The sequence below is a fragment of the Pseudomonas sp. 2024-210 genome, from assembly GCF_045062345.1.
Taxonomy (GTDB): Bacteria; Pseudomonadota; Gammaproteobacteria; order Pseudomonadales; family Pseudomonadaceae; genus Aquipseudomonas.
The window spans coordinates 264,465-290,842 of sequence record NZ_JBJGEJ010000004.1; the positions used below are offsets into that span (position 1 = coordinate 264,465).

Sequence of the window (26,378 nt, forward strand, 5' to 3'; positions counted from 1 at the left end):
GAAAAGCAGGCCGTGCGCAAGCCTCTGACTTGCAGCTTGTCGCTTGAAGCTTGGAGCTGCAGCCTATGAACCTGTCCGGGCCGTTTATCCGGCGCCCTGTCGCCACCATGCTGCTCAGCCTGGCCATCATGCTGCTGGGTGGTGTGAGCTTTGGGTTGTTGCCGGTGTCCCCGTTGCCGCAAATCGATTTTCCGGTGATTGTGGTTTCAGCCAGTTTGCCGGGGGCCAGCCCCGAGGTGATGGCGTCCACGGTGGCCACTCCGCTTGAGCGCTCGTTCGGCTCGATTGCCGGGGTCAACACCATGAGCAGTCGCTCCAGTCAGGGCTCGACGCGGGTGATTTTGCAGTTCGATCAGGACCGCGACATCAACGGTGCGGCCCGCGAAGTGCAGGCGGCCATCAACGCTTCGCGCAACCTGCTGCCCAGCGGCATGAAAAGCATGCCGACCTATAAAAAGGTCAACCCGTCGCAAGCGCCGATCATGGTGCTGGCACTGACCTCGGAGGTGCTGTCCAAGGGCGAGCTGTACGATCTGGCGTCGACCATCCTGTCGCAGAGCCTGTCTCAAGTGCCGGGCGTGGGTGAAGTACAAATTGGTGGCAGCTCGCTGCCGGCGGTGCGTATCGAGCTGGAGCCGCAACTGCTGAACCAGTACGGGGTGTCGCTGGATGAAGTGCGCAGCACCATTGCCAGTGCCAACGTGCGTCGGCCCAAGGGCGCGGTGTCCGATGGCGAGCGTAACTGGCAGATTCAGGCCAATGATCAACTGGAAAAAGCCAAGGATTACGAGTCGCTGATTATCCGTTATCAGGATGGTGCCGCCTTGCGCCTTAATCATGTGGCCAGGGTGCTGGACAGCGTTGAGGACCGCTACAACAGTGGCTTTTTCAACAATGACGCGGCCGTCCTGCTGGTGGTTAACCGCCAGGCCGGGGCCAACATCATCGAGACCGTCAACGCCATCAAGGCGCAATTGCCGACCTTGCAGGCCGTGCTGCCCGCCAGCGTCAAGCTGGAAGTGGCCATGGACCGCTCGCCGGTGATCAAGGCCACCTTGCACGAAGCCGAAATGACCTTGCTGATCGCCGTGGTGCTGGTGATTATCGTGGTGTTCCTGTTCTTGGGTAATTTCCGTGCCTCGTTGATCCCCACGTTAGCGGTGCCGGTGTCGTTGATCGGCACCTTCGCCATCATGTACCTGTACGGTTTCTCGCTGAACAACCTGTCGCTGATGGCGCTGATTCTGGCCACCGGGCTGGTGGTGGACGACGCCATCGTGGTGCTGGAAAACATCTCGCGGCATATCGACGCCGGAATCGCGCCGATGAAAGCTGCGTACATGGGCGCCAAGGAAGTCGGTTTTACCTTGCTGTCGATGAACGTGTCGCTGGTGGCCGTGTTCCTGTCGATCCTGTTTATGGGCGGGATTGTCGAGAGTCTGTTCCGCGAGTTCTCGATCACGCTGGCCGCCTCGATTGTGGTGTCGCTGGTGGTGTCGCTGACCCTGACCCCGATGCTCTGCGCTCGCTGGCTCAAGCCCCACGTACCGGGCAGTGAAAACGCCATGCAGCGCTGGAGCATCCGGCTTAACGAACGCATGATGCGAGGCTATGCGCGCTCGCTGGACTGGGTATTGCGGCACAAACGCCTGACGTTGTTCAGCTTGTTGGTGACCATTGGCGTCAATGTGGCGTTGTACGTGACAGTGCCCAAGACCTTTATGCCTCAGCAGGATACCGGCCAATTGATCGGGTTCGTGCGCGGCGACGATGGCCTGTCATTCAGCGTCATGCAGCCGAAAATGGAAATCTTCCGCAAGGCGGTGCTGGCCGACCCGGCCGTTGAAAGTGTGGCCGGGTTTATCGGCGGCAACGGCGGCACCAACAACGCGCTCATGATCGTGCGCCTCAAGCCGGTCTCCGAGCGCAAGATTTCCGCGCAAAAAGTCATCGAGCGACTGCGCAACACCCTGCCTAAAGTCCCTGGCGGGCGCCTGATGCTGATGGCTGACCAAGACTTGCAATTTGGCGGTGGCCGCGAGCAAAGCAGTTCGCAGTACTCCTACATCCTGCAAAGTGGCGACCTCAACGAACTGCGCACCTGGTACCCGAAAGTCGTGGCAGCCCTTAAAGCGCTGCCCGAACTGACGGCCATCGATGCTCGCGAAGGGCGCGGTGCCCAGCAGGTGACGCTGGTGGTCGACCGCGATCAGGCCAAGCGTCTGGGCATCGACATGAACATGGTCACGGCGGTGCTTAACAACGCCTACAGCCAGCGGCAGATTTCGACCATCTACGACAGCCTCAACCAGTATCAGGTGGTCATGGAGGTCAATCCCAAATACGCCCAGGACCCTGAAACCCTTAATCAGGTGCAGGTCATCACCGCGGAGGGTCAGCGGGTACCGTTGTCCACCATTGCCCACTACGAAAACAGCCTGCAAGACGACCGCGTCGAGCACGAAGGCCAGTTTGCTTCCGAGACCATTGCCTTCGACATGGCGCCTGGTGTGTCACTGGAGCAGGGCACCGCTGCGATTGAGCGGGCGATTGCCAAACTGGGCCTGCCGGAAGACGTGATCGCGAAAATGGCCGGTACGGGCGATGCCTTTGCGGCCACGCAAAAGAGTCAGCCTTTTATGATTCTTGGCGCGTTGTTGGCGGTGTACCTGGTGCTGGGGATTCTTTATGAAAGCTACATCCACCCGCTGACCATTCTGTCGACCCTGCCGTCGGCGGGTGTCGGGGCGTTGTTGAGCATCTACCTGACGGGGGGCGAATTCAGCCTGATTTCACTGTTGGGCTTGTTCCTGCTGATTGGTGTGGTCAAGAAAAACGCGATCCTGATGATCGACCTTGCGTTGCAGCTTGAACGGCATGCGGGCCTCAGCCCCGAACAATCCATCCGCAGCGCCTGCTTGCAGCGTCTGCGACCGATTCTGATGACCACACTGGCGGCGATTCTGGGGGCCGTGCCGCTGTTGCTCAGCACCGCCGAAGGCGCCGAAATGCGCCAACCGCTGGGTCTGACCATTATTGGCGGGTTGATCTTCAGCCAGATCCTGACCCTCTACACCACCCCGGTGGTTTACCTCTATCTCGACCGCGCACGCCACCGTTTCAACAAATGGCGTGGCGTACGCACTGATGCTGCTCTGGAAACTTCGCTATGACCTCTCGTTTGCTTACCCTTGCTCCGGCCCTGTCGTCCCAACGTTGGGCGCTTGCCCGTGGGCTGAGCCTGGCGCTTACCGGTCTGTTGCTGAGCGCCTGTGCGATTGGTCCTGACTACCAGCGCCCGCAAGCGCCAGCCCCGCTTGAATACAAAGAAGCGGCGGGCTGGACACAAGCCAACCCCAGTGATGCCTTGGCCCGTGGCGCCTGGTGGGAGCTGTATGGCGATGCGCAACTCAATGCCTTGGTTGAAACGCTCAACCGTTCCAACCAGACCGTAGCGCAATCCGAAGCGCAGTTTCGTCAGGCGCAGGCACTGGTGCGCACCGCGCGTGGCGCCTTCTTCCCGAGCGCCGACCTGAGCGTGGGAAAAACCCGCTCCAGCCAAGGCTCAGGCAGTTCCAGTTCAAGCCTGACCCAATCGAGCAGCGGCATCCGCGACACCTTGAATGCACAAGTGGGTGTGAGCTGGGAAGCCGATGTCTGGGGCAAACTGCGTCGCGGGCTAGAAGCCAACGAAGCCAGCGCCGAAGCCAGCCTGGCCGACTTGGCGGCGATGCGTTTGAGCCAACAATCGGAACTGGTGCAGAACTACCTGCAACTGCGCGTGATTGATGAGCAAAAACGCCTGCTCGAAGCCACCGTTGAAGCGTACCAGCGTTCGTTGAAAATGAGCGAAAACCAATACCGTGCGGGTATCTCCGGCAAAGATGCCGTGGCCCAGGCGCAAACCCAACTGCGCACCACCCAGGCCAGCCTGATCGACCTGATCTGGCAGCGTGCGCAGTTTGAAAACGCCATTGCGGTCCTCACGGGGCAAGCGCCGTCAGGGTTCCAGCTGGCGGAAGTCAAAGACGTGCCGAACCTGCCGCAGATTCCGGTCAGCCTGCCTTCGCAACTGCTGGAGCGACGTCCTGACATCGCCTCGGCGGAACGCTCGATCATCGCGGCCAACGCCAACATCGGCGTGGCCAAAGCGGCGTATTACCCTGACTTCAGCTTGAGCCTGTCGGGTGGCTACAGCAGCAGCCAATACCAGGACTGGATCAGCGTACCGAACCGATTCTGGTCGGTGGGTCCGAAAATTTCCTTGCCTTTATTTGATGGTGGCCAGCGTTCGGCAGAGGTCGATCGCAACGAAGCGATCTATGACCAGACCGTGGCCAAATACCGCCAGACCGTGCTCGATGGTTTGCGTGAGGTCGAGAACTACATGGTGCAGTTGAAAGTACTGGGGGATGAGTCGGTGGTGCAGGAGCAAGCGCTGGAGTCAGCGCGTGAGTCGCTGCGTTTGACCACTAACCAGTACAAGGCGGGTTTGATTGCCTATCTGGACGTGGTCACGGTGCAAACGACGGCCTTGTCCAATGAGCGCACCGTGCTGAACCTGTTGCAAAGCCGGTTGATTGCTAGCGTGCAGTTGATTGCTGCTTTGGGTGGGGGATGGGATGGTAATACGGATTTGAGTGCCAATGAGCACACGGGCGAGCGCCCGTAAGGGTAAACCCGAGATAACTCGGTTCATGATCTAGCTTCTGATCCGGCCTTTGATCCGGCCTTTGATCTGGCTTTTGACTTGGCTTTTGATCTGCCGCCCCTTCGGGAGGCCGAGAGGAGGTTTCGCGGAGTGGGTCGACCGGCATGGATGCCGGGAGAGCCGTGTTGGGCCATGGATGGCCCGTCACGGCGTGCCCACGGAGCGGGACCGGAGCGAGGGACACCTGAGCGAAGCGAGGGCCGTACGCGGGGGCGGAAGCGTTTTGGTTACTTTGCCGCTTTTGCAAAGTGACACGCCGTAAGGGCGTAACCCGTAGAAAGCGGTGATACATGAAATGGATATGTACGCGGTTTATATAACTGGAGCACTGAGTACATATCCATTGGATGTGTAAATTCTTTCTACGGGTTTCGCCCTTACGGCGAGGTACTTTTGGCAAACGCCCCAAAAGTACCCAAAAGGTCTGCGCCCTACCATACGGCCGAGCTCGCCTAGGCTCGCCCGGTGCCTTCACTCCGGTGCTGTTATGGGGGCCCGCCGCGACGGGCCATCCTTGGCCCGATCGCGGCTGGCTCGGCGTCCTGCCTCGCCACCCCCATAACAGCACCTGCGTTCAGCCTCCTGTGATGGGCCCCAGTGTCGTTCCCACTGTTTCCGTGGCGGCAGGGAGGGAGGTTGGAAGCTGCAAGCTAAAAGCTAAAAGCTAAAAGCTAAAAGCTAAAAGCTAAAAGCTAGAAGCCTGTTTTCCCTCACTTGAATTCGGGATGTTTCGTACATGTTTGCCGATTGCGGGGCAGACTTGGCGACGCCTATAGTCAGCGCTCGCTTAACGGCGACCGGGTTTGGCGACCTTGAAGACATTTAGAGAGCAGTTGTTATATTTGGCTGAGCGTGTATTTTGCAACGCGATGCTTTATGGCTGCTGTGCGTGGGAGATCTTTGGATCTGCCGGGGTTCCTAAATGTTTCCGGCTCGCCAACCCGCGCACAGTGGCCACCTGTTTTTGTTTGGCGACGAAATCGGGTGGCTCTCATCAAACATTTAGGAAATGACTCATGACGAACACTCCGCTTATCCCGATGACCGCCATCGACTGCCTGATCCCCGCCTTATTGATTGACCGCAACGCCCCGGCCGATGTGCTCCATGCCAATGCAGCAGCCCGCATACTGGCTGCGACCCAATTAATGGAAACCCTGGCCCACCGTGACCTTGAGCTGGCCGATAAGGTCGACCTCAAACAAATCGCCACAGTTGTAATGATTTTGCTTCGTGATGGCTGCGACTTGCTGGATGTACTAGGTTGGCGTTTACGCCCCATGTAGGCGCTGACGAGCTCTGCGAGGCTGCGTCGTTTTCAGAAACACCGCGCTCAAAGACCTGACGACGATTGCATCCTCGAACGCAGCCTTCGTTCCTCGGCAGCAGCTACAGGAACCCCCCAAAAAAACAACACCGGCCCTCAGCTAGGCCATTTGGACGATGTGTCCATGACCGGCCAGTCTGATTATCCAAGGCAGGTTCCCGCCACCTCACCGCCGAGGTGGCTCGAGCATCCACGATAATAAAAAGAGGACTGGCCGCATGTCTTTTGCCCAGCATTTGCCTCCCGCCGCGAGGTGCCGACCATGCGCTCGATGATCGGTTACCTGGTGTGCCTGATCGTCGCGGCCACCATTGCTTTCACGTTTACCCCTCACACATCTCAAGACGTCGCGTCCGCTCAGTTGCGGCCCGACCGCTTACAAGTCAATGGCATGCTTTACCTCGATCAACGGGTCGTGGCAGTGGGCGAGCGCGGCAATATTTTGCTCAGCGATGACCAGGGTTCGTCATGGCAGTCGGCTGTGGTCACCCCTCAACGCGATTTGACCCTGACCGCGCTGGTCGCACTGGCCGATAAAAGTCTTCTGGCGGTGGGCCACGATGGCTGGATTCTGCGCTCCGAAGACGAGGGCGCTCACTGGACTGAGGTGCGTTACGACGCCGAGGTCGCTGAGCCTTTGCTGGGTATCTGGAATGCAGGCGGTAAACGCGTGATGGCGTTTGGCAGTTTTGGCAAGTTTTATCAGTCCGAGGATGACGGCCGTACCTGGCAAGCCCAGCCGCTGGAAGTCGACAGTGCGCACCTTAATGGCATGGACGGCGGCAGCGATGGCAAGCGCATGCTGGTGGGCGAGCAGGGGCTGGTGATGCGCAGTGCCGATGGCGGTCATAGCTGGGAAAAGCTCCCTGCTTTCTATAACGGTTCGCTGTTTGGGGTGGTGCGTCTGACGGCTGATCGTTGGGTCACTTACGGTATGCGCGGGCATGTGTTTGTCAGTCAGGATTTCGGCAAGAGCTGGTCTGCGGTCGATGTGGGTAATACCTCGCCGTTATATGGCCATGCACTGCTGCCCAATGGCGGCGGCTTGTTGATTGTCGGTGCTGGCAGTTCTCTGGTGCGTCTTGATGGTAATGGCCATCTGGTCAGTGCTACGCGCTTGTCGGGGTTGGGCACGTTGACGTCGGCGGTGTTGGCAGGTTCTCAACGCTTGCTGGTGGGGGGCGAACGCGGTGTGTTCCAGGGCACTGATGGCAGTGTTGCCGCGCTGGGAGGCAGCCGATGAATGTTGATAAAACAGCGACCACTCGCGTGGTCGAGCGCATGGCTGACCTGTTGATTGAGTGGCGCAAAGGGTTGTTGGCACTGTTCGTGGTATTGACCGTCGCGCTCGGTTATAGCGCTACGCACACTCAACTCGATCCGGGCTTTAACAAGCAGATCCCGGTGCGTAATGCGTTTATGGTCAATTTCCTCAATTTCAGTCAGTACTTCACCGGGGCCAATCGCTTTCTGGTCAGTGTGAAGTGGAAGGGCGAGGGGGATATCTATAACCCGGAGTACCTCGATACCCTGCGCAAGGTCACGGACGATGTGTTCTTTATCAACGGCGTCAGCCGCGCCAGTGTGACGTCGTTGTTTACCGCCAATGTGCGCTACATCGAAATAACCGAAGAGGGCTTTTTTGGTGATGTGGTGGTGCCGCCACGCTTCACCGGTTCTGCTGATGATTTAGCCCAAGTGCGCAATAACGTTGGCCGCTCGGGGCAGGTCGGGCGCTTGGTTGCCAACGATTTAACCTCGTCGATGGTGCGGGCCGACTTGCAGGATCTTGACCCGCAAACCGGCAAGTCGGTGTCATACGCTGACGTCGCCAAGCACCTTGAAGACATTCGCGCCAAGTACAGCAATGCCGATATCGAAATCAATATCGTCGGCTTCGCCAAGCTGGTGGGCGATGTGATTGAAGGGTTGACCACGGTCATCGGCTTTTTTGTGATTGCCTTTGTCATAACCGGAGTGATGCTGTGGTTTTACTCGCGCTCCTGGCGGCTGACAGTGGTTGCGCTGGTGGTGGCGCTGTTGCCCGTGGTGTGGTTGCTCGGCCTGTTGCCGTTGCTGGGCCTGGGCATCGACCCGATGTCGATTCTGGTGCCGTTTCTGATCTTTTCCATTGGGGTGTCTCATGCGGTGCAGATGACCAACGCCTGGAAACAGGACGTTCTTGCCGGGAGCCCGTCAGTACAGGCGGCGCACACGGCCTTTTGCAAGATTTTCATTCCAGGTTCGCTGGCGTTGCTGATGAACGCACTGGGCTTTGGCGTGATCATGCTGATCGATATTCCCATCGTGCATGAGCTGGGGGTGACAGCGTGCATCGGGGTGATGCTGATGATCATCACCAACAAGCTGATGCTGCCGATCATTCTCTCGTATTTGCAGCTTGAACCCCGGGCTTTGGCCCAGGGCCTTAAAGCGGCGCAAGGCAAGCACGCACTGTGGTGGCGGTTGTCGGCGCTGGCCGAGCCTAAACCTGCGTTGGCGGTGTTTGCGATCAGCTTGTTGCTGCTCGGAGTAGGTGCCTATAAGGCGCGGGATCTGGCCACCGGGGACATAGGCGCCGGTGCGCCGGAGCTGCGTGCCGACTCGCGTTACAACCAGGATAACCAGAAGATCATCAACAGTTATTCCATTGGCCTGGATGTGATGTCGGTGTTTGTTCAGGTTAAGGGCATTGAAGAGGGCTGTTTGGCACCGCAGGTGATGCGCGCCATCGAGTCGTTTGACTTTCAAATACGCAGCGTGGCGGGCGTGCAGTCGGTGCAAAGCGTCGCAGGCATGGGCAAAAACGTGATTGCCGGCAACAACGAAGGCAATCCGCGCTGGTCGGCCATTCCAGGCTCCGAACGCGGCCTGAGCCAAGGCGCACGCGCTTACATGCCGGATGACGGGCTGGTGACTGAAGGGTGTCAGCGCATGCAGATTCTGGTGTTTTTGACCAATCATGAAGGTGCAACGGTCAGCCATGTGGTGAACGAAACCCAGCGCATCATCGCCGGGCTGCAGAGCAATGAAGTGCAGTTCTTGATGGCGGGCGGCAATGTCGGGGTCATGGCGGCCTCCAATGAGGCGGTCAAGCAGGCCGAAGTGATCATGCTGGCGGCGTTGTTCGGGTCGGTCGCGCTGTTTTGCTGGCTGACGTTCGGCTCGTTTCGCGCCGTATTGTGCATTCTCGTGCCCTTGGCGATTGTGGCCATCTTGTGCAATGCCTTGATGGCGACGCTGGGCATCGGCCTGAAAGTGGCCACCTTGCCGGTGATGGCATTGGGTGTCGGCGTAGGGGTGGATTACGGGATTTACCTGTATGAGCGGATCGCTCATGAAATGCGGGACGGCAAGGACCTGCGCCATGCTTTTTATGAGGCGATGTGTCAGCGCGGAACCGCAGCGGTATTTACCGCGCTGACCATGTCCATCGGAGTCTGTACCTGGGCATTCGCACCCCTCAAGTTCCAGGCAGACATGGGCGTATTACTGTCATTTATGTTCCTGGTCAATGTGTTAGGTGCGATCTTCCTGCTGCCCGCGCTAGCCGCTTGGTTCAACTTGGGACGGCCGCTGGTGAAGGTAAAAGTGCCCCTTAAAAGTGCATCGTCGGGCCATTACCCACTCAAACAGAGCGTGGCCGCTAAAGACGCGTCAAACCGTTGAAATAGAGGGCTTGACGGAGTGGAGTGGCAAGCAGCATAAAGACACGCTTGGTTTTTTCACACAGCTGTTAAGGAGTTTTCTTACGCTGTGGCGCGAGTAATAAGAACAATAAAAAGGGCAGGCCATTGAGCCTTGCCCGTTGCGAGGGAAAGTCCGTGGATAAAGTGACCTTGAATCACCAAACCCTGGCCAGTCTGGGGCTCGAATTGTCCGATTACGATCAAATGGTCGGCAATTTTTATGATGGCGCACTGGACCCGAAAGTGATGGGTCGCACCCTGTGTGCCGTGCGCAGCATGTTTGCGGCCAACTACGCGACGTTGATTTTACGCGTGCCCGATCAGCCTGATTTGGGCCTGATGATTGTGGCGGGTGATATTGAGGGTGAAGGTGAGCTGACCTACCAGACGTATCCACAGACCAACACGCCTTTTATTGGCCAGGCGCTGGATCAGGTGTTCACGGTCGAAGACATCATGACCGAGACTGACTGGGTGCAATCGGCTTACTTCAAAGCCTACTGCGGCCCGCAAAACGTATTTCATGTGATGGGCGCTGACATCTCCACGCCGGACGGCGGCAAGTTGCGCTTTCGCATCACCCGGCCAAAATCGTCGCCTAAATTCTCTGATGCAGAGCGCGCCTTGTGCGCCATGTTCCTGCCGCATTTGCGTCGGGCCTTGCACTTGCACAACTTATTGGACCGCAGTGAGTCCATGAGCGAGCTTTACGCCCAAGCCATCAATCGGCTCTCGGTGGCCACGATTGTGCTCGACGAGAGCGGCAAGGTGCTGCGCCTCAATCCTGTCGCCGAAGAAATGCTTAAAAGCGCCGATGGCCTCAAGGTGGTCGGTGGCCGTCTGGAAGCCACCTACCCGAGTGACAACCGCGAGTTGCAACGCCTCATCAAGCACGCCTTTTGCCCTGAAGTGCGCGACGGTGGGGTGACGGCAGACGCCATGTCTGTGACCCGGCCTTCGGGTCAGGTCAGTCTGGGCCTGGTGGTGGAAGCGATTCCCTCACTGGAATGGGCCGAAGGCAAAAGCAAACCTGCGGCGGTGATCTATATCCGCGACTCGGTGGGCAAATCGCTGGCCAGTGAGGTCGTCACCAAGCAACTGTTCAACCTCACCAAAGCTGAAACCGCATTGGCGATGGAGCTGGCGAACGGCTTGTCTCTGGAAGAAGCCGCGGAAAACCTCAACATACGCCGCAACACGGCGCGGGCTCATTTACGTTCGATCTTTTCCAAAACCGGGGTGCGTCGTCAGACCGAGCTGGTGAGGATTTTACTGAACAGTGTGGTCGCCTTGGGAAAGCCCAAGTGCGCCTTGCGCGCAGTTGAGTCGGTGATTGTCCCGGCGCCGCAGTTGGCGCGCGCGGCTCGTCAAAGCGCTTAAGCGTTGCCTATTGGCCGATAGGGGGACCCAACACCCTGTCGGTTACTCGTCAGTCAGGCACGGATCGTGCCTGCATCATCAAGGAATGTCTTATGCCCGTTACAGCTGTCAGCGGTTCTGCGTCTGGAATCGGCGCTGCGGTGTGTGCCCAATTGCGCGCCGCAGGCCACCGCATCATTGGAATAGACCGCGCCAATGCCGAGGTGGTCGCTGATCTGTCGACCCGTGAGGGTCGTCAGGCGGCGGTGGCACAGGTGCTTGAGCAGTCCGACGGGGTGCTTGACGGGTTGGTGTGCTGTGCAGGCTTGGGGGTGACAGCCACGTCCAGCAGTCTGGTGCTGGCGGTTAACTATTTTGGTGTCAGTGAGCTGCTCGACGGTTTGGCCGACGCCTTGGCTAAAGGTCAGCATCCGGCCGCAGTGGTGATTGGCTCGGTGGCGGCGACACACGCCGGTGCAGACCAGCAGCCGATGGTCAGTGCGATGCTCGCCGGTGACGAGGCGCAAGCACTGACGTTAGCCGACACTCTGGGCCAGCCGCACATTGCCTATGCCAGCTCCAAGTACGCCGTGACCTGTCAAGCGCGGCTCAAGTCGGTGCACTGGGCCGCCCAAGGCATTCGCTTGAACGTCGTTGCGCCGGGTGCCGTCGAAACTCCGCTGCATCAGGCGGCCAAGGATGACGCGCGGTTTGGCAAGTCGGTGCGTGAGTTTGTGGCGCCCCTGGGCCGTGCCGGGCATCCAGAAGAAATCGCCACTGTGGTGGCGTTTCTGCAATCCGCGCAGGCCAGTTTTGTCACCGGCAGCGTGGTGTTTGTCGATGGCGGTATGGACGCGATGGTTCGTGCGCAACGTTTCTGACTTTTAAGGATGACCCATGAGAAAGGTGGCATTTATTACCGGCGCCAGCCGCGGCATTGGTCGCGAAACCGCCTTGGCGTTTGCCCGTGCAGGGTTTGATGTGGCCATTAGCGCCCGCAGCCTGGAGGAGGGCCAAAGCCATGCTCATGGCCTGCGCAACCCAGACGGCACGGCACTGCCCGGCAGCTTGAACGGCACCGCAGCGGCGGTTCGTGAACTGGGACGCAAGGCGTTGGTGGTGCCGATGGACTTGCTGGACAGTGACTCCGTACTGGCCGCCAGCGAGGCGGTGTTTGCCGAGTATGGCCGGGTCGATGTACTGGTCAATAACGCGATTTATCAGGGCAGTGACCTTAATTTGCCCTTTATGCAGTTGCAGCCCGAGACACTGGAGCGAGTGTTTCAAGGCTATGTCATGACCCCGTTTCTGCTGACCCGCGCCGTGGTGGGCAAGATGCTGGAGCAGGGCGGCGGAGTGGTCATCAATGTCACCTCGGGGGCCGGTGAAAGTGACCCGCCGGTGGCGGCAGGCAAGGGCGGATGGGGGTATGCGTATGGCGCTGGCAAAGCGGCCGTGTCGAGGTTGTCGGGAATTTTGTCAGTGGAATTGGGCGACCAGGGGATTCGTGCTTATACCCTCAACCCCGGCGTTGTGACCACGGATGCCTTGCGCGCCACCATCGGTGACAAAGGCGTGATTGCCTTGCGTGCAGGGTCGGCGCCACCTGAAGTCCCTGCGGCGGTCATGCTGTGGTTGGCTACTGATGAGGCCGCGGTTGATCATCAGCGTAAAACCATTCACTGCCAGCCCTTTGCCCGTGAGCACGGGATTGTGGCTGATTGGCGCTGAGGCAGTCTGTTGCTTGTAGCCGCTGACGAGGAACGAAGGCTGCGTTCGGGGGCGTAGCCGTCGTAGAACCCTGAATTGCGACCGCTGCGCGCTCGATCGCAGCCTCGCATTACTCGTCAGCGGCTACAAAAGCTTTACCTAGTCCAAGTGAACGATGAGCACGCTTCCCTCCTCGGGGAAGATCACTCAGGCAGGCGCCCTGGCCCTTTAACCTGAGGAATAATAAAAATGACTAAACTCGCTGAAATCCACGTCGAGAATGCCTTGGCTCCGCGCTTTGGCCGCGGTTGGCATTGTCTGGGGGATGCCGATGAGTACCGTGATGGCAAGCTGCATACCCTGAATGTGTTCGGCACCCGTTTACTCGCCTTCGCCACGTCCAAGGGCGAGATCAGTGTGCTCGACGCCCACTGCCCGCACATGGGCGCTGACCTGTCCCAAGGCACGATTGAAAACGATCGTGTGGTGTGCGCGTTCCACCATTGGCAGTACGACGCCAGTGGTAAATGCGTTGAAATTCCGTACTGCAAGCGCATTCCACCCAAAGCCAAAACCCGTGCCTGGCAGACCTGCGAAGTGAATAAACTGCTGTTTGTCTGGAACAACCCTGAAGGTAAACCGCCCGCTGATGACGTGGTTATCCCGCACCTGCCGGAGATGGACAGCGACGAGTGGCTGCATTCCTGGCACATGGACAAGCTGATCATCAACACCAACCCTCGCGAGTTGGTCGACAACCTGGTAGATGCACAGCATTTCGGCCCGGTTCACGGCACCCCGACCAAGTACTTTCACAACATTTTTGAAGGGCATATCGCCCATCAGATCTTCCATGGTGACTCTGAGCGTCTGGGCGGTGATTTGGTCGCCGAGTCGGCCTATTTTGGCCCGGCCACGCACTTCACCCGCATGAGTGCCATGTTCGACGGGATAGAAATCAAGTCGATCCTGCTCAACTGCCATATACCGATTGGTCCCAACAGTTTTGAACTGCGTTTCGGCTGCATGGTGAAAAAAGTACCGGGCTGGACGGATGAGCAAAACGAAGCACTGGCCATTGACTACGTGCAGCGCAACCGTGACTCGTTCTATCAGGACGTGGATATCTGGACCCACAAGATTCGCATCAATAACCCGGTGCTGGCGGAAGGTGATGGCCCGGTCTATCAGCTGCGCGAGTGGTATCAGCAATTCTTCACCGATGAAGCCAGCGTGCCTCAGAGCATGGCCGAGCGTCGTGAAATCACCACGGTGGACAATCGCTGATTGAGCCACGATGCGCTGTGGTGCTGGCTTTTTGATCCGAGCCTTTTAAGATGAGCGGCTTCTGCCGGTCACGGGCTTGGATCAAGGCCAATGTTGAATAAAGACACCATCTCCATGCATCTGGTGCGCGAAGCGCTGTTGCACAGTTGCGCGTCACCGAGTCGCAGAGACGACGTGCTGCTCGAGGTCGGGATCGCCCCGGCGCTCTTGAATCGGTTGGATTCCCGTGTACCGGCCACGGTCTATGCACGGCTGTGGCGACTGCTGGCGCGGCGTCAGGACGATGAGTTTTTTGGCATGGACCCGCGCAAACTCAGGGCCGGCAGCCTTGAATTCATGTGTCGCGCGGCCATGGCCCAGCCCACCCTGGCGCAAGGGGTGGAGCTGATGCTGGGCTTTTTGTCGTTGATGCTGGAGCTTCTGCCCGCCCACTTGGTTCGTCAGCAAAGCCTGGCAGAGATTGTCTTGCACGAGCCTGCCACCGACCCCAATCGTGCCTTCACCTACTTTACCTACTGGATGATTGTGCACGGTGTAGCCTGCTGGTTGGCCGGGCGCAGGATTCCGATTCTGGCCATTGAACTGCGCTGTGCAGCCCCCGATTACTGCGATGACTACCGCGTGATGTTTTCCGAAAATCTGCGTTTTGATCGTCCGCGTACGCGCATGATTTTCGCGGCTGACTGTCTGGATGTGCCCATCAAACGCACGGCGCAGGAGCTGCAATGCTTTCTGGCAGAAGCGCCCGCCAACATTCTGGTCAAATACCGGGATCCGCTCAGTTTGGCCAGTCAGATCAAACAGGATCTGCGGTTGTTGCCTGCCGACCAGTGGCCGGAAACAGAGGGTGTGGCGCAAGGGTTTCACATGTCAGCGTCCACCCTGCGTCGGCGCTTGGCCGACGAGGGGCAGACTTATCAAGGGCTCAAAGACGGCGTGCGCAAGGAGCTGGCGATCCAGTGGCTGGCCGAACCGCAATTGAGCTTTGCCGACATTGCCCAGCGATTGGGTTTTGCCGACACCAGCTCGTTTTACAAGGCCTTTCGCAAATGGAGCGGCTCTAACCCGGGGCATTACCGCAGTTTGATTTTGGCCAGCCCGCACACTGCAAACCTGTAGCCGCTGCCGTAGGCTGCGATCGGCGACGCAGTCGCCGTAAATCCGGAGTATGCGGTGGGACAGGTTGACGACGGCTGCGCCGCCGAACGCAGCCTTCGTGCCTCGTCAGCGGCCACAGGCATCGCCTACCGAACCGCAATTGAGCTTTGCAAACCTGTAGCCGCCCCCGAACGCAGCCTTCGGCAGCTGCTACGCGAGAGTCTCTTGCGCAGGGGCCGACCCTATGCCCGTCGTTGTACGCAAGCGCCCCTCCAACCGGCGTTTGAGGCCACGAGGTTCGATCATCAATTTAGACCCTTTGGCCGCATTGGCCCGGCCCCACTCTTCAAACAGTTCAAGGCAGGCGTGGTCGATATAGCTCAAGTAGTTAAGCGGCACATGCAAGGTGCATCCAGCGGGCACCTTGGCCAGTATCTGAGTCAAGGCAGGCACTTTGAGAAAGGTCGCAGCACCGTTCAAACGCAATTCCATTTCGTCTGCTTGCGGCAAGTCAACCAAACTGATTTTGAGCCTCGATGCCTTCCACGCCAGTTTTGCCAGCGTCAGGCCGAAACCGACCAGCACTCCGGTCAACAAGTCGGTGAAGATGATTGCCAGCGCGGTGGCCGCGTAGGTGAACATCGGCATGCGACCATAACGTGCCAAACCGCGAAAAGCCTTCAGGTCGACCAGCTTAAAGCCGGTATAGACCAATACGCCCGCCAGACTCGCGATTGGAATGCTTTGCAGCACACTGGACAGCAGCATTACAAAGGCCAGCAGCCACACGCCATGAAAAATCGCTGAAAGACGCGTGGTTGCACCGGCCTGAACATTGGCTGAGCTGCGTACGATGACCCCGGTCATCGGCAGCGCACCGACAAGGCCACACAGCATGTTGCCCACGCCTTGGGCGGTCAGTTCCTTGTCGAAATCAGAGCGTTGGCCGTTGTGCATGCGATCGACCGCCGCCGCCGATAACAGGGTTTCCGCACTGGCGATAAAGGCGACCGCAAAGGCTGCGATAAGCAGGTTGGGGTCGGCCAGGTTCAACAGATCAGCAGGGCGCAACCAGTCAATCGCTTCTGCCAGGTTGTCCGGGACTTCAACGCGTTTGACCTGCAAGGCCAGCAGCAGACTGACCCCGGTGGTCAAACCAACGCCGAGCAAGGCGCCGGGCACAAAGCGCAGCTTTTGTGGGCGCCATTTGTCCCATGTCCACATCACCAGCATGGTGCTCAGGCCCAGCAGACCGGCTTGCCAGCCAAGGCTCGGAATGGCTTGAGCGACGGCTGCCGGGAAGCCCGAAAGGTTGTCCAGCCCTGAGGGTTTGGGCACACCGTCGAGCATCACATGCACTTGCGATAACACGATCAACACACCAATGCCCGCGAGCATCCCGTAGACAACGGCCGGGGCGGTCACGCGAAACCAGCAGCCCAGACGAAGCCGTCCAGCCACCAGTTGTAAAAAACCGGCCAATAGCAGAATTGGCCCGAGCATGGCGATGCCATGCTGGCGAACCAATTCGAACACCAGCACGGCCAAACCGGCTGCCGGGCCACTGACTTGCAGGGGCGAACCGGCCAGCCAGCCCACCACCAGCCCGCCGATGATGCCGGTGATCAAGCCTTTGGCCGGTGGCATACCGGAGGCGATGGCAATGCCCATGCACAAGGGCAGGGCGACCAGAAATACAACCACAGAGGCCAGCAGCTCCCGTGGCAATACCGCTTTCAGTTGAGCAGCACGCATGATGATTCTCCCTAAGGACTGTTGAGGCGCAGCGAAACCTGGCGGCTTGAAGAGCGGCCACTGCCTTAACCCGTGGGTGATGGTTTAGAAACGCGCCTTAGGGGTCGCGCAAGGGATTGCCTGTGCATTGTCCAAAGGCAGGAAGAGCCCCTGTTCTGCGTCATAGGCTTTAATCTGGCTGGTTTCGATGTTGTAGACCCAACCATGGATAAACAACTGGCCGTTGGCAATGCGTGACGCCACGGAGGGGTGAGTTCGCAGGTGCTGTAACTGAGCGATCACGTTCTCTTCGGTCAGGACATGCATGCTGTCAGCTTCAGTGGTGCAGTTGCAGTGGTCTTGCACCATGCTTTTGGCGACTTCGGCATGGCGCAACCAGGCTTTGACGGTGGGCATTTTGCCCAGGCTTTGTGGGTTGAGCACGGCGCGCATGGCGCCACAATCAGAATGCCCGCAGACAATGATGTGCTGAACACCCAGTGCCAGATTGGCGTACTCAATGGCGGTGGAGACGCCGCCATTCATCTCGCCATAAGGCGGCACCACATTGCCGACATTACGGGTGACAAACAAATCGCCAGGGGCGCTTTGGGTGATCAGTTCGGGAACGATTCGGGAGTCGGCACAGGCAATGAACATGGCCCGTGGTCGTTGCGCCGTCGCCAGTTTTTTAAACAGGTCTTTTTGTTGGGGAAAGACCTCGTGATGAAAATGCAAAAATCCTTCTACGATCTGCTGCAGCGCTGCGTCGACATGCTCCGTTTCGGGATGGGCAGTTGCTGCAGCCTGCAGCTGTGTGACTTTATGATCCATCATTCATCCTCTGTGGCAGAGCCGGGTAAGTAAGTCCGAGTCAGGGGTGACTCAAGGCCACAGTAGCGGGCCAAACTTAACTAAACCTTAATTAACCGCTCTGGCACGGGCGTTTGATGATGGCACAAAGCAATCTTGGCGGCCTGTTCCGAGCGCGCAAAAGCGCATGAAGCAGGCCGGCCGAGACGTTGCATTATTCGGATTTGACGGTGGCTACATCATCGGCCTTGACCTTGATGGGCTTGCCGGCAATGTCCACAAACTCGTAATAACCATCCTTGTTGGTTGTACTGGGCAGATCTTTAGTCAGGTATTGCGTGCCATTTTGCAAGGTCACCAGTGTGGGGGTGGCGCAGCCCGCCAATGCCAATACAGCCACCATGACCCACGGCAAACCTATAACGTTGAGCTTCATGCCAGTCCTTGAGTCGTTCGCAAATAATAAGGGGTTGATCGTGTCAGATTCGGTTCAACTACTGTTTGGAGCAGTAATTGCCGGGTATGACAGCAATTTTTCCAAAGAGTGCGTCAGAGTGTGGGCGTTTTCACTTATGAATTCAAAAGGGTGAGTGCATTAATCAGGTTGGACAGATCTGTGTGCCATGATCAAGGCCTTGCTTATCAAGGCGGCTGGTCAGGGTGGCTTTGCCGTCTTTCCAGGTCAGGGTCAGTACGTACAGTGAGTCAAAGTCATCGCCAGACCAATCTTCAGTCAATGTGACCTTTTTACCCAGCGCTTTGCCAGCGACGCTGTTGATCAGCTCGGGCAAATAGCCGTGGGACCACGCGGTGTAGATAGTCGAGGTGTGATACTTATCGTCGGTCAATTCGTTCGCAAGGGCGCGAGTGTCGTTGGCGGAGTATTGCAGATTGATCGGTAAGCCCAATTTTATGGCACTGGGGTTGATGGTCATCATTGGGCGTACGTAACTGTACGCATCATCTGCAGCGCCTTCTTCGACTTCCCGTGAGGGGTTGGCGGCAAATATATAGTCAGCGTTGCCGTAGCGCTGTGGCAGTACGGTGGCCAAGTCGATGGCCCGATTCAAACCCTGGCAGTTGAGTTGCCCAAGGCCATCGACCGGTTTTTCAGCGTGACGCATAAAGACCAGGGTTTGTACGCCGTCGACTGGCTGAGCAAAGACTTTATCGGCATGTACCGCGAGGGTGGTTGCACCTGTGATCAGAAACAGCGAGCTAAGCGCCAGTGCATAAGATTTGACACGAGGTTTGATCCAGACGGACAGGTTCATGGGGTTCTTCTGTTACTGCTATTAAGGCCGACCGGCCTGGCACATCGAGCGGGTTGCGTCGTGTGTTTGTCCCTGTCGTTAACGCAAGTCCTGTTGCTTTCCTTCCTTTTAATGAAGTGTTTATTAGACGCCTTTTACACTGTTGGTTCGATTCTACTTACGTCAAATGACGATTTGACGTACGTGATGAGGTAATTACAGCTGTTTTTGTGTGACTAAATCATTCAGCGCTAATGGGCAGGGTCGTTACCCACCCTTCAGCGCTTGGGATCATACCGCGATGCAGGGCCGTGCCACCTAACCCGAATGGTCGATACGCAGGGTTGGGGCTCAGCGTTATGGTGTCGTGTCTGTACTCACGGGACCTATCGGGGGAGAAACAATGAAGGTGCTGGCCTGTATCAAACGCGTGGTCGATTACAACGTTAAGGTCCGCGTCAAAGCGGACAACTCCGGCGTTGACCTCGCCAACGTCAAGATGTCGATGAACCCCTTCTGCGAAATCGCCGTGGAAGAAGCCGTACGCCTGAAAGAGAAGGGTGTTGCGACTGAAATCGTCGTTGTCTCCATCGGCCCGACCACGGCTCAGGAACAGCTGCGTACCGCGCTGGCGCTGGGTGCCGATCGTGCCATTCTTGTTGAGTCCGCCGAAGACCTGACGTCGCTGGCCGTGGCCAAGCTGCTTAAAGCGGTGGTGGACAAGGAGCAGCCTCAGTTGGTGATCCTGGGCAAACAGGCCATCGACAGCGACAACAACCAGACCGGCCAGATGCTGGCTGCGCTGACCGGTTACGGTCAGGGCACCTTTGCTTCGAAGGTTGAAGTGGCAGGCGACAAGGTTGCCGTGACCCGTGAAATCGACGGCGGCGCACAAACCGTGTCGCTGAGCTTGCCGGCCATCATCACCACCGACCTGCGTTTGAACGAGCCGCGTTATGCGTCCTTGCCAAACATCATGAAAGCCAAGAAAAAGCCGCTTGAAGTGCTGACGCCTGACGCGTTGGGTGTTTCGACGGCATCGACCCACACAACCTTGAAAGTCGAGGCGCCAGCAGCACGCAGCGCAGGCATCAAGGTCAAGTCGGTGGCTGAACTGGTCGAGAAACTGAAAAACGAAGCGAAGGTACTGTGAATTGGAGGGCTTAAAGATGACTATCTTGGTAATCGCCGACTTTTTAGAAGGGCAGGACGGCAAGACGCTGGCTCCGGCTACGCTGAACACCGTTGCCGCCGCTGCCAAAATCGGTGGCGACATCAACGTTCTGGTTGCAGGCCAGGGCATTGGCGCTGTGGCTGAAGCGGCCGCGAACATCGCTGGCGTGGCTAAAGTGCTGGTGGCCGATAACGCCGCTTACGCACATCAACTGCCAGAAAACGTTGCCCCTCTGGTTGCTGCTCTTTGTTCAGAGGCGGGGGGGAAGGGCTACAGCCACATCCTGGCCGCCGCGACTTCGAACGGCAAAAACATCCTGCCGCGCGTTGCTGCCCAGCTGGACGTTGATCAGATCTCCGAGATCATCTCGGTCGTCAGCGCTGACACCTTCACCCGCCCAATCTATGCCGGTAACGCCATTGCTACCGTGCAGTCGACTGCGCCGGTCAAAGTGATCACCGTGCGTGCCACCGGTTTCGATCCGGTTGCCGCTGAAGGGGGCTCGGCTGTGATTGAGGCGGTTGCAGCGGTTCATGATGCAAGCACTTCGTCGTTCGTCGGAGAAGAGCTGGCCAAGTCGGACCGTCCAGAACTGACGGCTGCCAAAATCGTCGTGTCCGGCGGTCGTGGCATGCAGAACGGTGACAACTTCAAGTACCTCTATTCGTTGGCAGACAAGCTGGGCGCTGGGGTGGGCGCGTCCCGTGCCGCCGTGGATGCAGGCTTTGTAGCCAATGACATGCAGGTCGGCCAAACCGGCAAAATCGTTGCGCCACAGCTGTACATCGCGGTCGGTATCTCCGGCGCGATTCAACACTTGGCGGGTATGAAAGACTCCAAAGTGATCGTCGCGATCAACAAGGATGAAGAAGCACCGATCTTCCAGGTGGCCGATTACGGCCTTGTTGCCGATTTGTTTGAAGCGGTGCCTGAGCTGGAACTTGCTGTTTGAGGCAGTGCAGGGAGGCAGAAGATTTTTGAAACAATGCTTTTTGTAGCCTTTGCTGCGCCTTCTTCAAGTGATGTGTACATTCCCGGGGGTGTAACCCAGTTGCACCCAATCGCTTATTTTAAGGATGCGTTATGTCGGGAATAAATCTAAAAACAATCTTTGCCGCCGCTGTAACAACTGCGTTGTCCCTGACGGGAGTTGCTCACGCTGCGGTCCCGGACCCTTTGCATATAGCCGGTAATTATAAATGCACGGGCTTTGACAGCCATGACGGTGCATTTATCGGCGACCTGACGTTCAGGCTCGATGAGAAGGCCAGCCACTTCGATAAGAGCTTTGGTGCCTATACGTTCAAACTGATTGTTGAACTGGGCGGCGAGAAATCGACCTATAGCGGTTATGCCGCTGCTCAAGGCCAGTCGTTGTCCATGTTCTTTGCCAACGACAACGAACAGGCACCCACCGATCGGGGCACAGGGATTGCTGTGATCACCCACGATCAGGACAGTGAGGGTAAATACACCACCACCTTGCACAAGTCCTATTACCTGCCCGATTACAAGGGCGGTGGACGCGGCACTGAGAGCTGCATTAAAACGAGCACCCCGCACTAATAAAAAAGGCCCTGGAAAGTCTCCAGGGCCCTTTGTATAACCGCTTGATCAGCTGTAGCTATTAACCTTGACCAGCGTTGACTCGGTTTGAGCTTGTTTCCAGCTCAGGGACAGCGTTTGCAACACACGCTCAAGGTATTCTTTATCGGCTGCGGCTTTCTTGCCCACGTAGCCATGACCACGACGATACATTTTCAGACGGGCACGCATTTGCGGGTGTTGTTCTTCGAATCGGGTCTCTTCTTCACCGCAGGGCAGCGGGTCCAGATGTACATCACCGGTTTCGTTGATCCACAAAATATGATTGTCGAGCGAGTCTTTACGGGTGGCGAACAGTTCAGCCAGCGCATTAACAGACGGTTGATTATTCAGGTTCATAGCAAACTCCTTGACCACGCGTTGATCTGTCTAATTGATTCGCGCAACTGCACATGCAGCGCTACGCAGTGTTTATCCAAAGCAGATCGGGCCTTGAGTTCGTCAATATGTAGCCGCCATAAAAAGCACTACATATACAGCGTAAAGCGAGGGAGAGCAGCGTGAACCAGGATGCCTGAGTGACATGACGCATCAGCCACAAGCTTCTTGAGGACGTTTCGCTAGCACCTCACGCCACTAAACGTGGACGATCAAGCCAGGTCAGCTTCATCAATTCTGCCTTGTGGGCAGTACCTATCCCGGAACAGCCCGACAGCTCGTCGAGCATGCTTGCAACAACCCTTTCCAGCGCTTCCGGTGGGGAAGACGTCTGCATAATGCGGCGGGAAAATCGGGTCGTCAAGACATATGTAGTGATTATTTTGCGGCACTACATATGTGACTCGTCAGTCTCTTTTCAGCCTTCCAGTCACCCGCTGGCACACGGCTCATTGGCCAAAACAGTCAGCCAGCTTGCGCGGTTTGACCATTGTGACGACGGCCTTGCAAGGCGATTATCATCAGGATGTTTCACGGCTCCCATCCTAAAAACAAAGACCGAGGGATTCTGTTGATGCGTGACTATCTGACCGCGATGAATGACTTTGAATACCCGCGTACGGTCATGGAGGCACTTCATGGCCAATTGACGGCGCTCAATGCCTGTGTCGAGTGCTGTGATCGCCACGCCTTGCCGGGCAGGATCGCCCTGTTTTGGGAGGGGCGAGAGGCCAGCAGCGCGACATACACCTTTACGGAGTTGCAGGATAAAAGTGCCCGTTTTGCTAACTTTCTATTGGCCCAAGGGGTCACGCAGGGCGACAAAGTAGCGGGTTTATTGCCGCGAAATGTCGAGTTGTTGATTGTGGCATTGGCCGCATGGCGTATTGGTGCGATCTATCAGCCGCTGTTCACCGCCTTTGGCCCTAAAGCCATTGAGCATCGACTGAACAGTTCAGGCGCGGCCGTGGTGATCACCGATGGCATCAATCGCTCCAAATTGAACGACGTCAGCGACTGCCCGCCGGTCGTCACCGTGGCGGGCGCAAAAGGGCAGGGCGTGGTGCGCGGGGATTTCAGTTTTTGGGCCGAACTGGAGAATTACTCACCGCTCTGCGAACCCGTGATGTTGACTGGCGATGATCCTTTCCTGCTGATGTTCACCTCGGGGACAACCGGCCCCGCGAAGCCGCTGCTGGTGCCCCTCAAAGCCATCGTTGCCTTCCAGAGCTATACCCGCGATGCGGTGGATTTGCGGCCCGAAGATGCGTTCTGGAATCTGGCCGATCCGGGCTGGGCCTACGGGATCTACTTTGGCATCACCGGCCCGCTGTCGATGGGGCATCCCATCACGCTTTACGATGGCCCGTTCACGGTCGAAAGTACCTGCCGTGTGATCAAAAAATACGGCATCACCAATCTCACCGGCTCACCCACGGCTTATCGTTTGCTGATTGCCGCCGGGGAAGCGTTCTCAAGCAGGATCAAAGGTCAACTGCGCGCAGTCAGCAGCGCCGGCGAACCACTGAACCCGGAAGTGATTCGCTGGTTCGCCGAGCAACTCAACGTCACGATTCATGACCACTACGGCCAGACCGAAGTCGGCATGGTGCTGTGCAATCACCACGGGTTGGCTCACCCGATACACCGTGGGGCGGCGGGATTTGCCTCGCCGGGCCACCGGATTGTGGTACTCGATGACAACCATCAGGAATTGCCCGTGGGTCAGCCGGGTATTTTGGCGGTTGATCGCAGCCAGTCGCCGATGTGCTGGTTTGACGGCTATCTGGGGTTCAAGACCAAGGCCTTCGTCGGAAATTATTACTTGAGCGGTGACACCGTTGAGATGAATGCGGATGGCAGCATCAGCTTTGTCGGGCGCAGTGATGATGTGATTACCACGTCGGGTTATCGCGTTGGCCCTTTCGATGTAGAAAGCGCCTTGCTTGAGCATCCGGCAGTGATAGAAGCCGCTGTGGTGGGTAAACCGGATGCCGAGCGTACCGAGTTGGTTAAAGCGTTTGTGGTGCTCAGTTCGCACTACCCGGGCGACGCCCAATTGGCTGAGACCTTGCGCTTGCACGTGCGCCAGCGTCTGGCGGCGCATGCCTATCCCCGAGAGATCGAATTTGTCAGCGAGTTGCCGAAAACACCGAGCGGCAAGTTGCAGCGTTTCATTTTGCGCAATCAGGAAATCGCCAAGGCTGAAATGGCCGCAAGCGCGAAAAGCACCGCCTGATATTTTTCAATGACGTCGTTCAGGACATTCCATGCAGATTGAAAACAAGGTTTTTATCGTCACTGGCGGAGCTTCGGGGCTAGGGGCCGCCACCGCTGAAATGCTGGTGCAAGCGGGTGCCAAAGTGATGCTGGTCGACATGAATGCCGACGCCGTCGCAGCGCAAGCGCGCACACTGGGTGCGCAAGCCAGCAGCGTGGTTGCCGACATCAGTCAGAGTGAAGCGGCGCAAGCCGCCGTGGATGCGACCGTCGCGCAGTTTGGTGGCGTCAACGGGCTGATTAACTGCGCAGGGATTGTGCGTGGAGAGAAGATCCTGGGCAAAAAGGGTCCGCATGCGTTGGATAGCTTCAGTCAGGTGATTAACGTCAACCTCATCGGCAGTTTCAACATGTTGCGTCTGGCAGCGGCCGCGATGGCAGAAACACCGGCCGATGCCGAAGGTGAGCGCGGGGTGATTATCAACACCGCGTCTGTAGCCGCGTTCGATGGCCAGATAGGGCAGGCGGCGTATGCCGCCTCCAAGGGGGCCATTGCCAGCCTGACATTACCGGCGGCGCGGGAGCTGGCCCGTTACGGGGTTCGGGTCATGACCATCGCCCCGGGCATTTTTGAAACGCCGATGATGGCGGGCATGACGCCCGAAGTGCGCGAGTCGCTGGCCGCGGGTGTGCCGTTTCCTGCGCGTCTGGGCAAGCCCGCCGAGTATGCCTCGCTAGTGCGCCATATCATTGAAAACAGCATGCTCAATGGCGAGGTGATCCGTCTCGACGGTGCCTTGCGCATGGCTGCCAAATAAGGGGTGAGAAATGACTGTCAGCAATGATCCGATCGTGATTGTGAGCGTTGCCCGTACGCCGATGGGCGGCTTTCAAGGTGAGTTGAAAGGTCTGACCGCGCCGCAACTGGGCGCTATCGCGATTCGTGCCGCGGTTGAGCGTGCAGGTGTGGCGTTTGAGGGCGTTGAAGAAGTGTTGTTTGGCTGTGTGCTATCAGCCGGTCTCGGTCAGGCGCCTGCCCGACAAGCGGCCTTGGGAGCAGGGTTGGACAAGGGGACGCGTTGCACCACGCTGAACAAGATGTGTGGCTCAGGCATGGAGGCAACCATTCTGGCCTATGACCGGCTCGTGGCAGGCAGTGTCGATGTGGTGGTCGCGGGAGGCATGGAAAGTATGTCCAATGCGCCGTATTTGCTCGACCGCGCGCGCAGTGGCTACCGCATGGGGCATGGTCGGGTGCTGGACCATATGTTTCTTGACGGTCTGGAGGACGCCTATGACCGTGGGCGCTTGATGGGGACGTATGCCGAAGATTGCGCTCAGGCCCACGGTTTTTCACGTGAAGTTCAGGATGCCTTTGCCGTGGCTTCGCTGACCCGTGCCCAGCAGGCGATCCAGGACGGTCGTTTCAGCGATGAGATCGTGCCGGTGCCGTTCACGGTCGGCAAGGAACCGCGACTGATCAAGGATGACGAACAGCCGCCCAAGGCCAATCTGGCAAAAATCCCGACGCTCAAACCCGCTTTCCGCGAGGGCGGTACGGTGACCGCCGCCAATTCCAGTTCGATTTCCGATGGCGCGGCAGCCTTGGTGTTGATGCGCCGCTCACACGCGCAAAAGCAGGGCCTGCAACCCCTGGCAGTGATTCACGGCCATGCGGCTTTTGCCGATGAGCCGGGCCTGTTTCCGACGGCCCCGGTCGGTGCGATCAAACGTTTGATGAGCAAGACCGGCTGGAACCTGAGCGAGGTTGATCTGTTTGAAATCAACGAGGCGTTTGCAGTGGTCAGTCTGGTCACCATGAGCGAATTGGACATTCCTCATGACAAGGTCAACATCCACGGGGGTGCCTGTGCGTTGGGTCATCCCATTGGTGCGTCAGGTGCGCGTATTTTGGTCACGCTGATTTCGGCACTGCGCCAACAAAAGCTCAAACGGGGTGTTGCAGCGATCTGCATTGGCGGCGGCGAGGCCACCGCCATCGCCGTGGAATGTCTGTAAA

21 protein-coding genes are annotated in these 26,378 nt (G+C 57.9%); 16 read left to right on the top strand and 5 right to left on the bottom strand.

Annotated elements, in window-relative coordinates; genetic code table 11:
* The first annotated feature begins 65 nt into the window (after nucleotides 1-65).
* The 10 genes from ACI7MX_RS08140 to ACI7MX_RS08185 all read left to right on the top strand — a co-directional run bounded on the left by ACI7MX_RS08140 (nucleotide 66) and on the right by ACI7MX_RS08185 (nucleotide 15,202).
* A complete protein-coding gene (locus ACI7MX_RS08140; protein ID WP_405588402.1) occupies nucleotides 66-3,173 on the top strand; it encodes an efflux RND transporter permease subunit in 3,108 nt (1,035 codons plus the stop codon).
* Nucleotides 3,170-4,672 (top strand): efflux transporter outer membrane subunit, encoded by a 1,503-nt coding sequence (locus ACI7MX_RS08145; protein ID WP_314485872.1) that lies wholly within the window; start codon nucleotides 3,170-3,172, stop codon nucleotides 4,670-4,672. The genes ACI7MX_RS08140 and ACI7MX_RS08145 overlap by 4 nt, the downstream gene beginning before the upstream one ends.
* A gap of 1,055 nt (nucleotides 4,673-5,727) precedes the next feature.
* A complete protein-coding gene (locus ACI7MX_RS08150; protein ID WP_405591952.1) occupies nucleotides 5,728-5,997 on the top strand; it encodes a short-chain dehydrogenase in 270 nt (89 codons plus the stop codon).
* 303 nt (nucleotides 5,998-6,300) lie between these two features.
* The gene (locus ACI7MX_RS08155; protein ID WP_405591949.1) at nucleotides 6,301-7,281 is read left to right on the top strand and encodes a WD40/YVTN/BNR-like repeat-containing protein; all 981 of its coding nucleotides are present in this window, start codon (nucleotides 6,301-6,303) and stop codon (nucleotides 7,279-7,281) included.
* The gene (locus tag ACI7MX_RS08160) at nucleotides 7,278-9,707 is read left to right on the top strand and encodes an efflux RND transporter permease subunit (protein WP_314490478.1); all 2,430 of its coding nucleotides are present in this window, start codon (nucleotides 7,278-7,280) and stop codon (nucleotides 9,705-9,707) included. Before ACI7MX_RS08155 ends, ACI7MX_RS08160 begins: the two co-directional genes overlap by 4 nt.
* 155 nt (nucleotides 9,708-9,862) lie before the next feature.
* Nucleotides 9,863-11,107 carry a helix-turn-helix transcriptional regulator gene (locus ACI7MX_RS08165; RefSeq protein WP_314490475.1) on the top strand — a complete coding sequence of 415 codons (1,245 nt, stop codon included), beginning with the start codon at nucleotides 9,863-9,865 and terminating at the stop codon, nucleotides 11,105-11,107.
* Nucleotides 11,108-11,199: 92 nt separating this feature from the next.
* Complete coding sequence (locus ACI7MX_RS08170) at nucleotides 11,200-11,967, top strand: SDR family oxidoreductase (protein ID WP_405591944.1); 768 nt, start codon at nucleotides 11,200-11,202, stop codon at nucleotides 11,965-11,967.
* A gap of 16 nt (nucleotides 11,968-11,983) precedes the next feature.
* Nucleotides 11,984-12,817 (top strand): SDR family NAD(P)-dependent oxidoreductase, encoded by an 834-nt coding sequence (locus tag ACI7MX_RS08175; RefSeq protein ID WP_405591941.1) that lies wholly within the window; start codon nucleotides 11,984-11,986, stop codon nucleotides 12,815-12,817.
* Nucleotides 12,818-13,045: 228 nt separating this feature from the next.
* On the top strand, nucleotides 13,046-14,083 hold the full coding sequence (locus ACI7MX_RS08180) for a Rieske 2Fe-2S domain-containing protein (protein ID WP_314490467.1): 1,038 nt from the start codon (nucleotides 13,046-13,048) through the stop codon (nucleotides 14,081-14,083).
* Between the two features lie 90 nt (nucleotides 14,084-14,173).
* On the top strand, nucleotides 14,174-15,202 hold the full coding sequence (locus ACI7MX_RS08185; RefSeq protein ID WP_405591938.1) for an AraC family transcriptional regulator: 1,029 nt from the start codon (nucleotides 14,174-14,176) through the stop codon (nucleotides 15,200-15,202).
* Nucleotides 15,203-15,391: 189 nt separating this feature from the next.
* Here the strand turns inward: ACI7MX_RS08185 and ACI7MX_RS08190 are convergent, their stop codons facing one another.
* The 4 genes from ACI7MX_RS08190 to ACI7MX_RS08205 form a co-directional block, all read right to left on the bottom strand.
* The gene (locus tag ACI7MX_RS08190) at nucleotides 15,392-16,936 is read right to left on the bottom strand and encodes a SulP family inorganic anion transporter (RefSeq protein ID WP_405591935.1); all 1,545 of its coding nucleotides are present in this window, start codon (nucleotides 16,934-16,936) and stop codon (nucleotides 15,392-15,394) included.
* 84 nt (nucleotides 16,937-17,020) lie between these two features.
* Entirely contained in the window at nucleotides 17,021-17,749 is a 729-nt protein-coding gene (locus ACI7MX_RS08195; protein ID WP_314490457.1) for a carbonic anhydrase, read from the bottom strand.
* 193 nt (nucleotides 17,750-17,942) lie between these two features.
* Nucleotides 17,943-18,164 carry a YgdI/YgdR family lipoprotein gene (locus ACI7MX_RS08200; RefSeq protein WP_314490454.1) on the bottom strand — a complete coding sequence of 74 codons (222 nt, stop codon included), beginning with the start codon at nucleotides 18,162-18,164 and terminating at the stop codon, nucleotides 17,943-17,945.
* 163 nt (nucleotides 18,165-18,327) lie between these two features.
* The gene (locus ACI7MX_RS08205) at nucleotides 18,328-19,002 is read right to left on the bottom strand and encodes a histidine phosphatase family protein (protein WP_314490452.1); all 675 of its coding nucleotides are present in this window, start codon (nucleotides 19,000-19,002) and stop codon (nucleotides 18,328-18,330) included.
* Nucleotides 19,003-19,384: 382 nt separating this feature from the next.
* Between ACI7MX_RS08205 and ACI7MX_RS08210 the strand changes: the two genes are divergently transcribed.
* From ACI7MX_RS08210 to ACI7MX_RS08220, 3 genes are all read left to right on the top strand, one after another.
* Nucleotides 19,385-20,134, top strand: coding sequence for an electron transfer flavoprotein subunit beta/FixA family protein (locus tag ACI7MX_RS08210; protein WP_405595988.1), 750 nt, complete (start codon nucleotides 19,385-19,387; stop codon nucleotides 20,132-20,134).
* A 16-nt stretch (nucleotides 20,135-20,150) separates the two neighbouring features.
* The gene (locus tag ACI7MX_RS08215) at nucleotides 20,151-21,107 is read left to right on the top strand and encodes an electron transfer flavoprotein subunit alpha/FixB family protein (RefSeq protein ID WP_405590476.1); all 957 of its coding nucleotides are present in this window, start codon (nucleotides 20,151-20,153) and stop codon (nucleotides 21,105-21,107) included.
* A 131-nt stretch (nucleotides 21,108-21,238) separates the two neighbouring features.
* A complete protein-coding gene (locus ACI7MX_RS08220) occupies nucleotides 21,239-21,721 on the top strand; it encodes a hypothetical protein (protein ID WP_314490444.1) in 483 nt (160 codons plus the stop codon).
* Between the two features lie 48 nt (nucleotides 21,722-21,769).
* Here ACI7MX_RS08220 and ACI7MX_RS08225 read toward each other — a convergent pair whose 3' ends face one another.
* On the bottom strand, nucleotides 21,770-22,099 hold the full coding sequence (locus ACI7MX_RS08225; RefSeq protein ID WP_314490441.1) for a hypothetical protein: 330 nt from the start codon (nucleotides 22,097-22,099) through the stop codon (nucleotides 21,770-21,772).
* Nucleotides 22,100-22,712: 613 nt separating this feature from the next.
* On the opposite strand from ACI7MX_RS08225, the gene ACI7MX_RS08230 reads away from it, so the two are divergent.
* The 3 genes from ACI7MX_RS08230 to ACI7MX_RS08240 are packed head-to-tail and all read left to right on the top strand — an operon-like array spanning nucleotide 22,713 to nucleotide 26,377.
* Complete coding sequence (locus ACI7MX_RS08230) at nucleotides 22,713-24,377, top strand: AMP-binding protein (protein WP_405590472.1); 1,665 nt, start codon at nucleotides 22,713-22,715, stop codon at nucleotides 24,375-24,377.
* Between the two features lie 31 nt (nucleotides 24,378-24,408).
* Entirely contained in the window at nucleotides 24,409-25,176 is a 768-nt protein-coding gene (locus ACI7MX_RS08235) for an SDR family NAD(P)-dependent oxidoreductase (RefSeq protein ID WP_405590469.1), read from the top strand.
* A 10-nt stretch (nucleotides 25,177-25,186) separates the two neighbouring features.
* Complete coding sequence (locus tag ACI7MX_RS08240) at nucleotides 25,187-26,377, top strand: acetyl-CoA C-acyltransferase (protein ID WP_405590466.1); 1,191 nt, start codon at nucleotides 25,187-25,189, stop codon at nucleotides 26,375-26,377.
* Nucleotide 26,378 lies beyond the last annotated feature (1 nt).

Bases quoted from the DNA above. Each gene is read 5' to 3' on its own strand.
- ACI7MX_RS08140 (WP_405588402.1), top strand. From the start codon at position 66: ATGAACCTGTCCGGGCCGTTTATCCGGCGCCCTGTCGCCACCATGCTG.
- ACI7MX_RS08145 (WP_314485872.1), top strand. From the start codon at position 3,170: ATGACCTCTCGTTTGCTTACCCTTGCTCCGGCCCTGTCGTCCCAACGT.
- ACI7MX_RS08150 (WP_405591952.1), top strand. From the start codon at position 5,728: ATGACGAACACTCCGCTTATCCCGATGACCGCCATCGACTGCCTGATC.
- ACI7MX_RS08155 (WP_405591949.1), top strand. From the start codon at position 6,301: ATGCGCTCGATGATCGGTTACCTGGTGTGCCTGATCGTCGCGGCCACC.
- ACI7MX_RS08160 (WP_314490478.1), top strand. From the start codon at position 7,278: ATGAATGTTGATAAAACAGCGACCACTCGCGTGGTCGAGCGCATGGCT.
- ACI7MX_RS08170 (WP_405591944.1), top strand. From the start codon at position 11,200: ATGCCCGTTACAGCTGTCAGCGGTTCTGCGTCTGGAATCGGCGCTGCG.
- ACI7MX_RS08175 (WP_405591941.1), top strand. From the start codon at position 11,984: ATGAGAAAGGTGGCATTTATTACCGGCGCCAGCCGCGGCATTGGTCGC.
- ACI7MX_RS08180 (WP_314490467.1), top strand. From the start codon at position 13,046: ATGACTAAACTCGCTGAAATCCACGTCGAGAATGCCTTGGCTCCGCGC.
- ACI7MX_RS08185 (WP_405591938.1), top strand. From the start codon at position 14,174: ATGTTGAATAAAGACACCATCTCCATGCATCTGGTGCGCGAAGCGCTG.
- ACI7MX_RS08190 (WP_405591935.1), bottom strand. From the start codon at position 16,936: ATGCGTGCTGCTCAACTGAAAGCGGTATTGCCACGGGAGCTGCTGGCC.
- ACI7MX_RS08195 (WP_314490457.1), bottom strand. From the start codon at position 17,749: ATGGATCATAAAGTCACACAGCTGCAGGCTGCAGCAACTGCCCATCCC.
- ACI7MX_RS08200 (WP_314490454.1), bottom strand. From the start codon at position 18,164: ATGAAGCTCAACGTTATAGGTTTGCCGTGGGTCATGGTGGCTGTATTG.
- ACI7MX_RS08205 (WP_314490452.1), bottom strand. From the start codon at position 19,002: ATGAACCTGTCCGTCTGGATCAAACCTCGTGTCAAATCTTATGCACTG.
- ACI7MX_RS08210 (WP_405595988.1), top strand. From the start codon at position 19,385: ATGAAGGTGCTGGCCTGTATCAAACGCGTGGTCGATTACAACGTTAAG.
- ACI7MX_RS08215 (WP_405590476.1), top strand. From the start codon at position 20,151: ATGACTATCTTGGTAATCGCCGACTTTTTAGAAGGGCAGGACGGCAAG.
- ACI7MX_RS08220 (WP_314490444.1), top strand. From the start codon at position 21,239: ATGTCGGGAATAAATCTAAAAACAATCTTTGCCGCCGCTGTAACAACT.
- ACI7MX_RS08225 (WP_314490441.1), bottom strand. From the start codon at position 22,099: ATGAACCTGAATAATCAACCGTCTGTTAATGCGCTGGCTGAACTGTTC.
- ACI7MX_RS08230 (WP_405590472.1), top strand. From the start codon at position 22,713: ATGCGTGACTATCTGACCGCGATGAATGACTTTGAATACCCGCGTACG.
- ACI7MX_RS08235 (WP_405590469.1), top strand. From the start codon at position 24,409: ATGCAGATTGAAAACAAGGTTTTTATCGTCACTGGCGGAGCTTCGGGG.
- ACI7MX_RS08240 (WP_405590466.1), top strand. From the start codon at position 25,187: ATGACTGTCAGCAATGATCCGATCGTGATTGTGAGCGTTGCCCGTACG.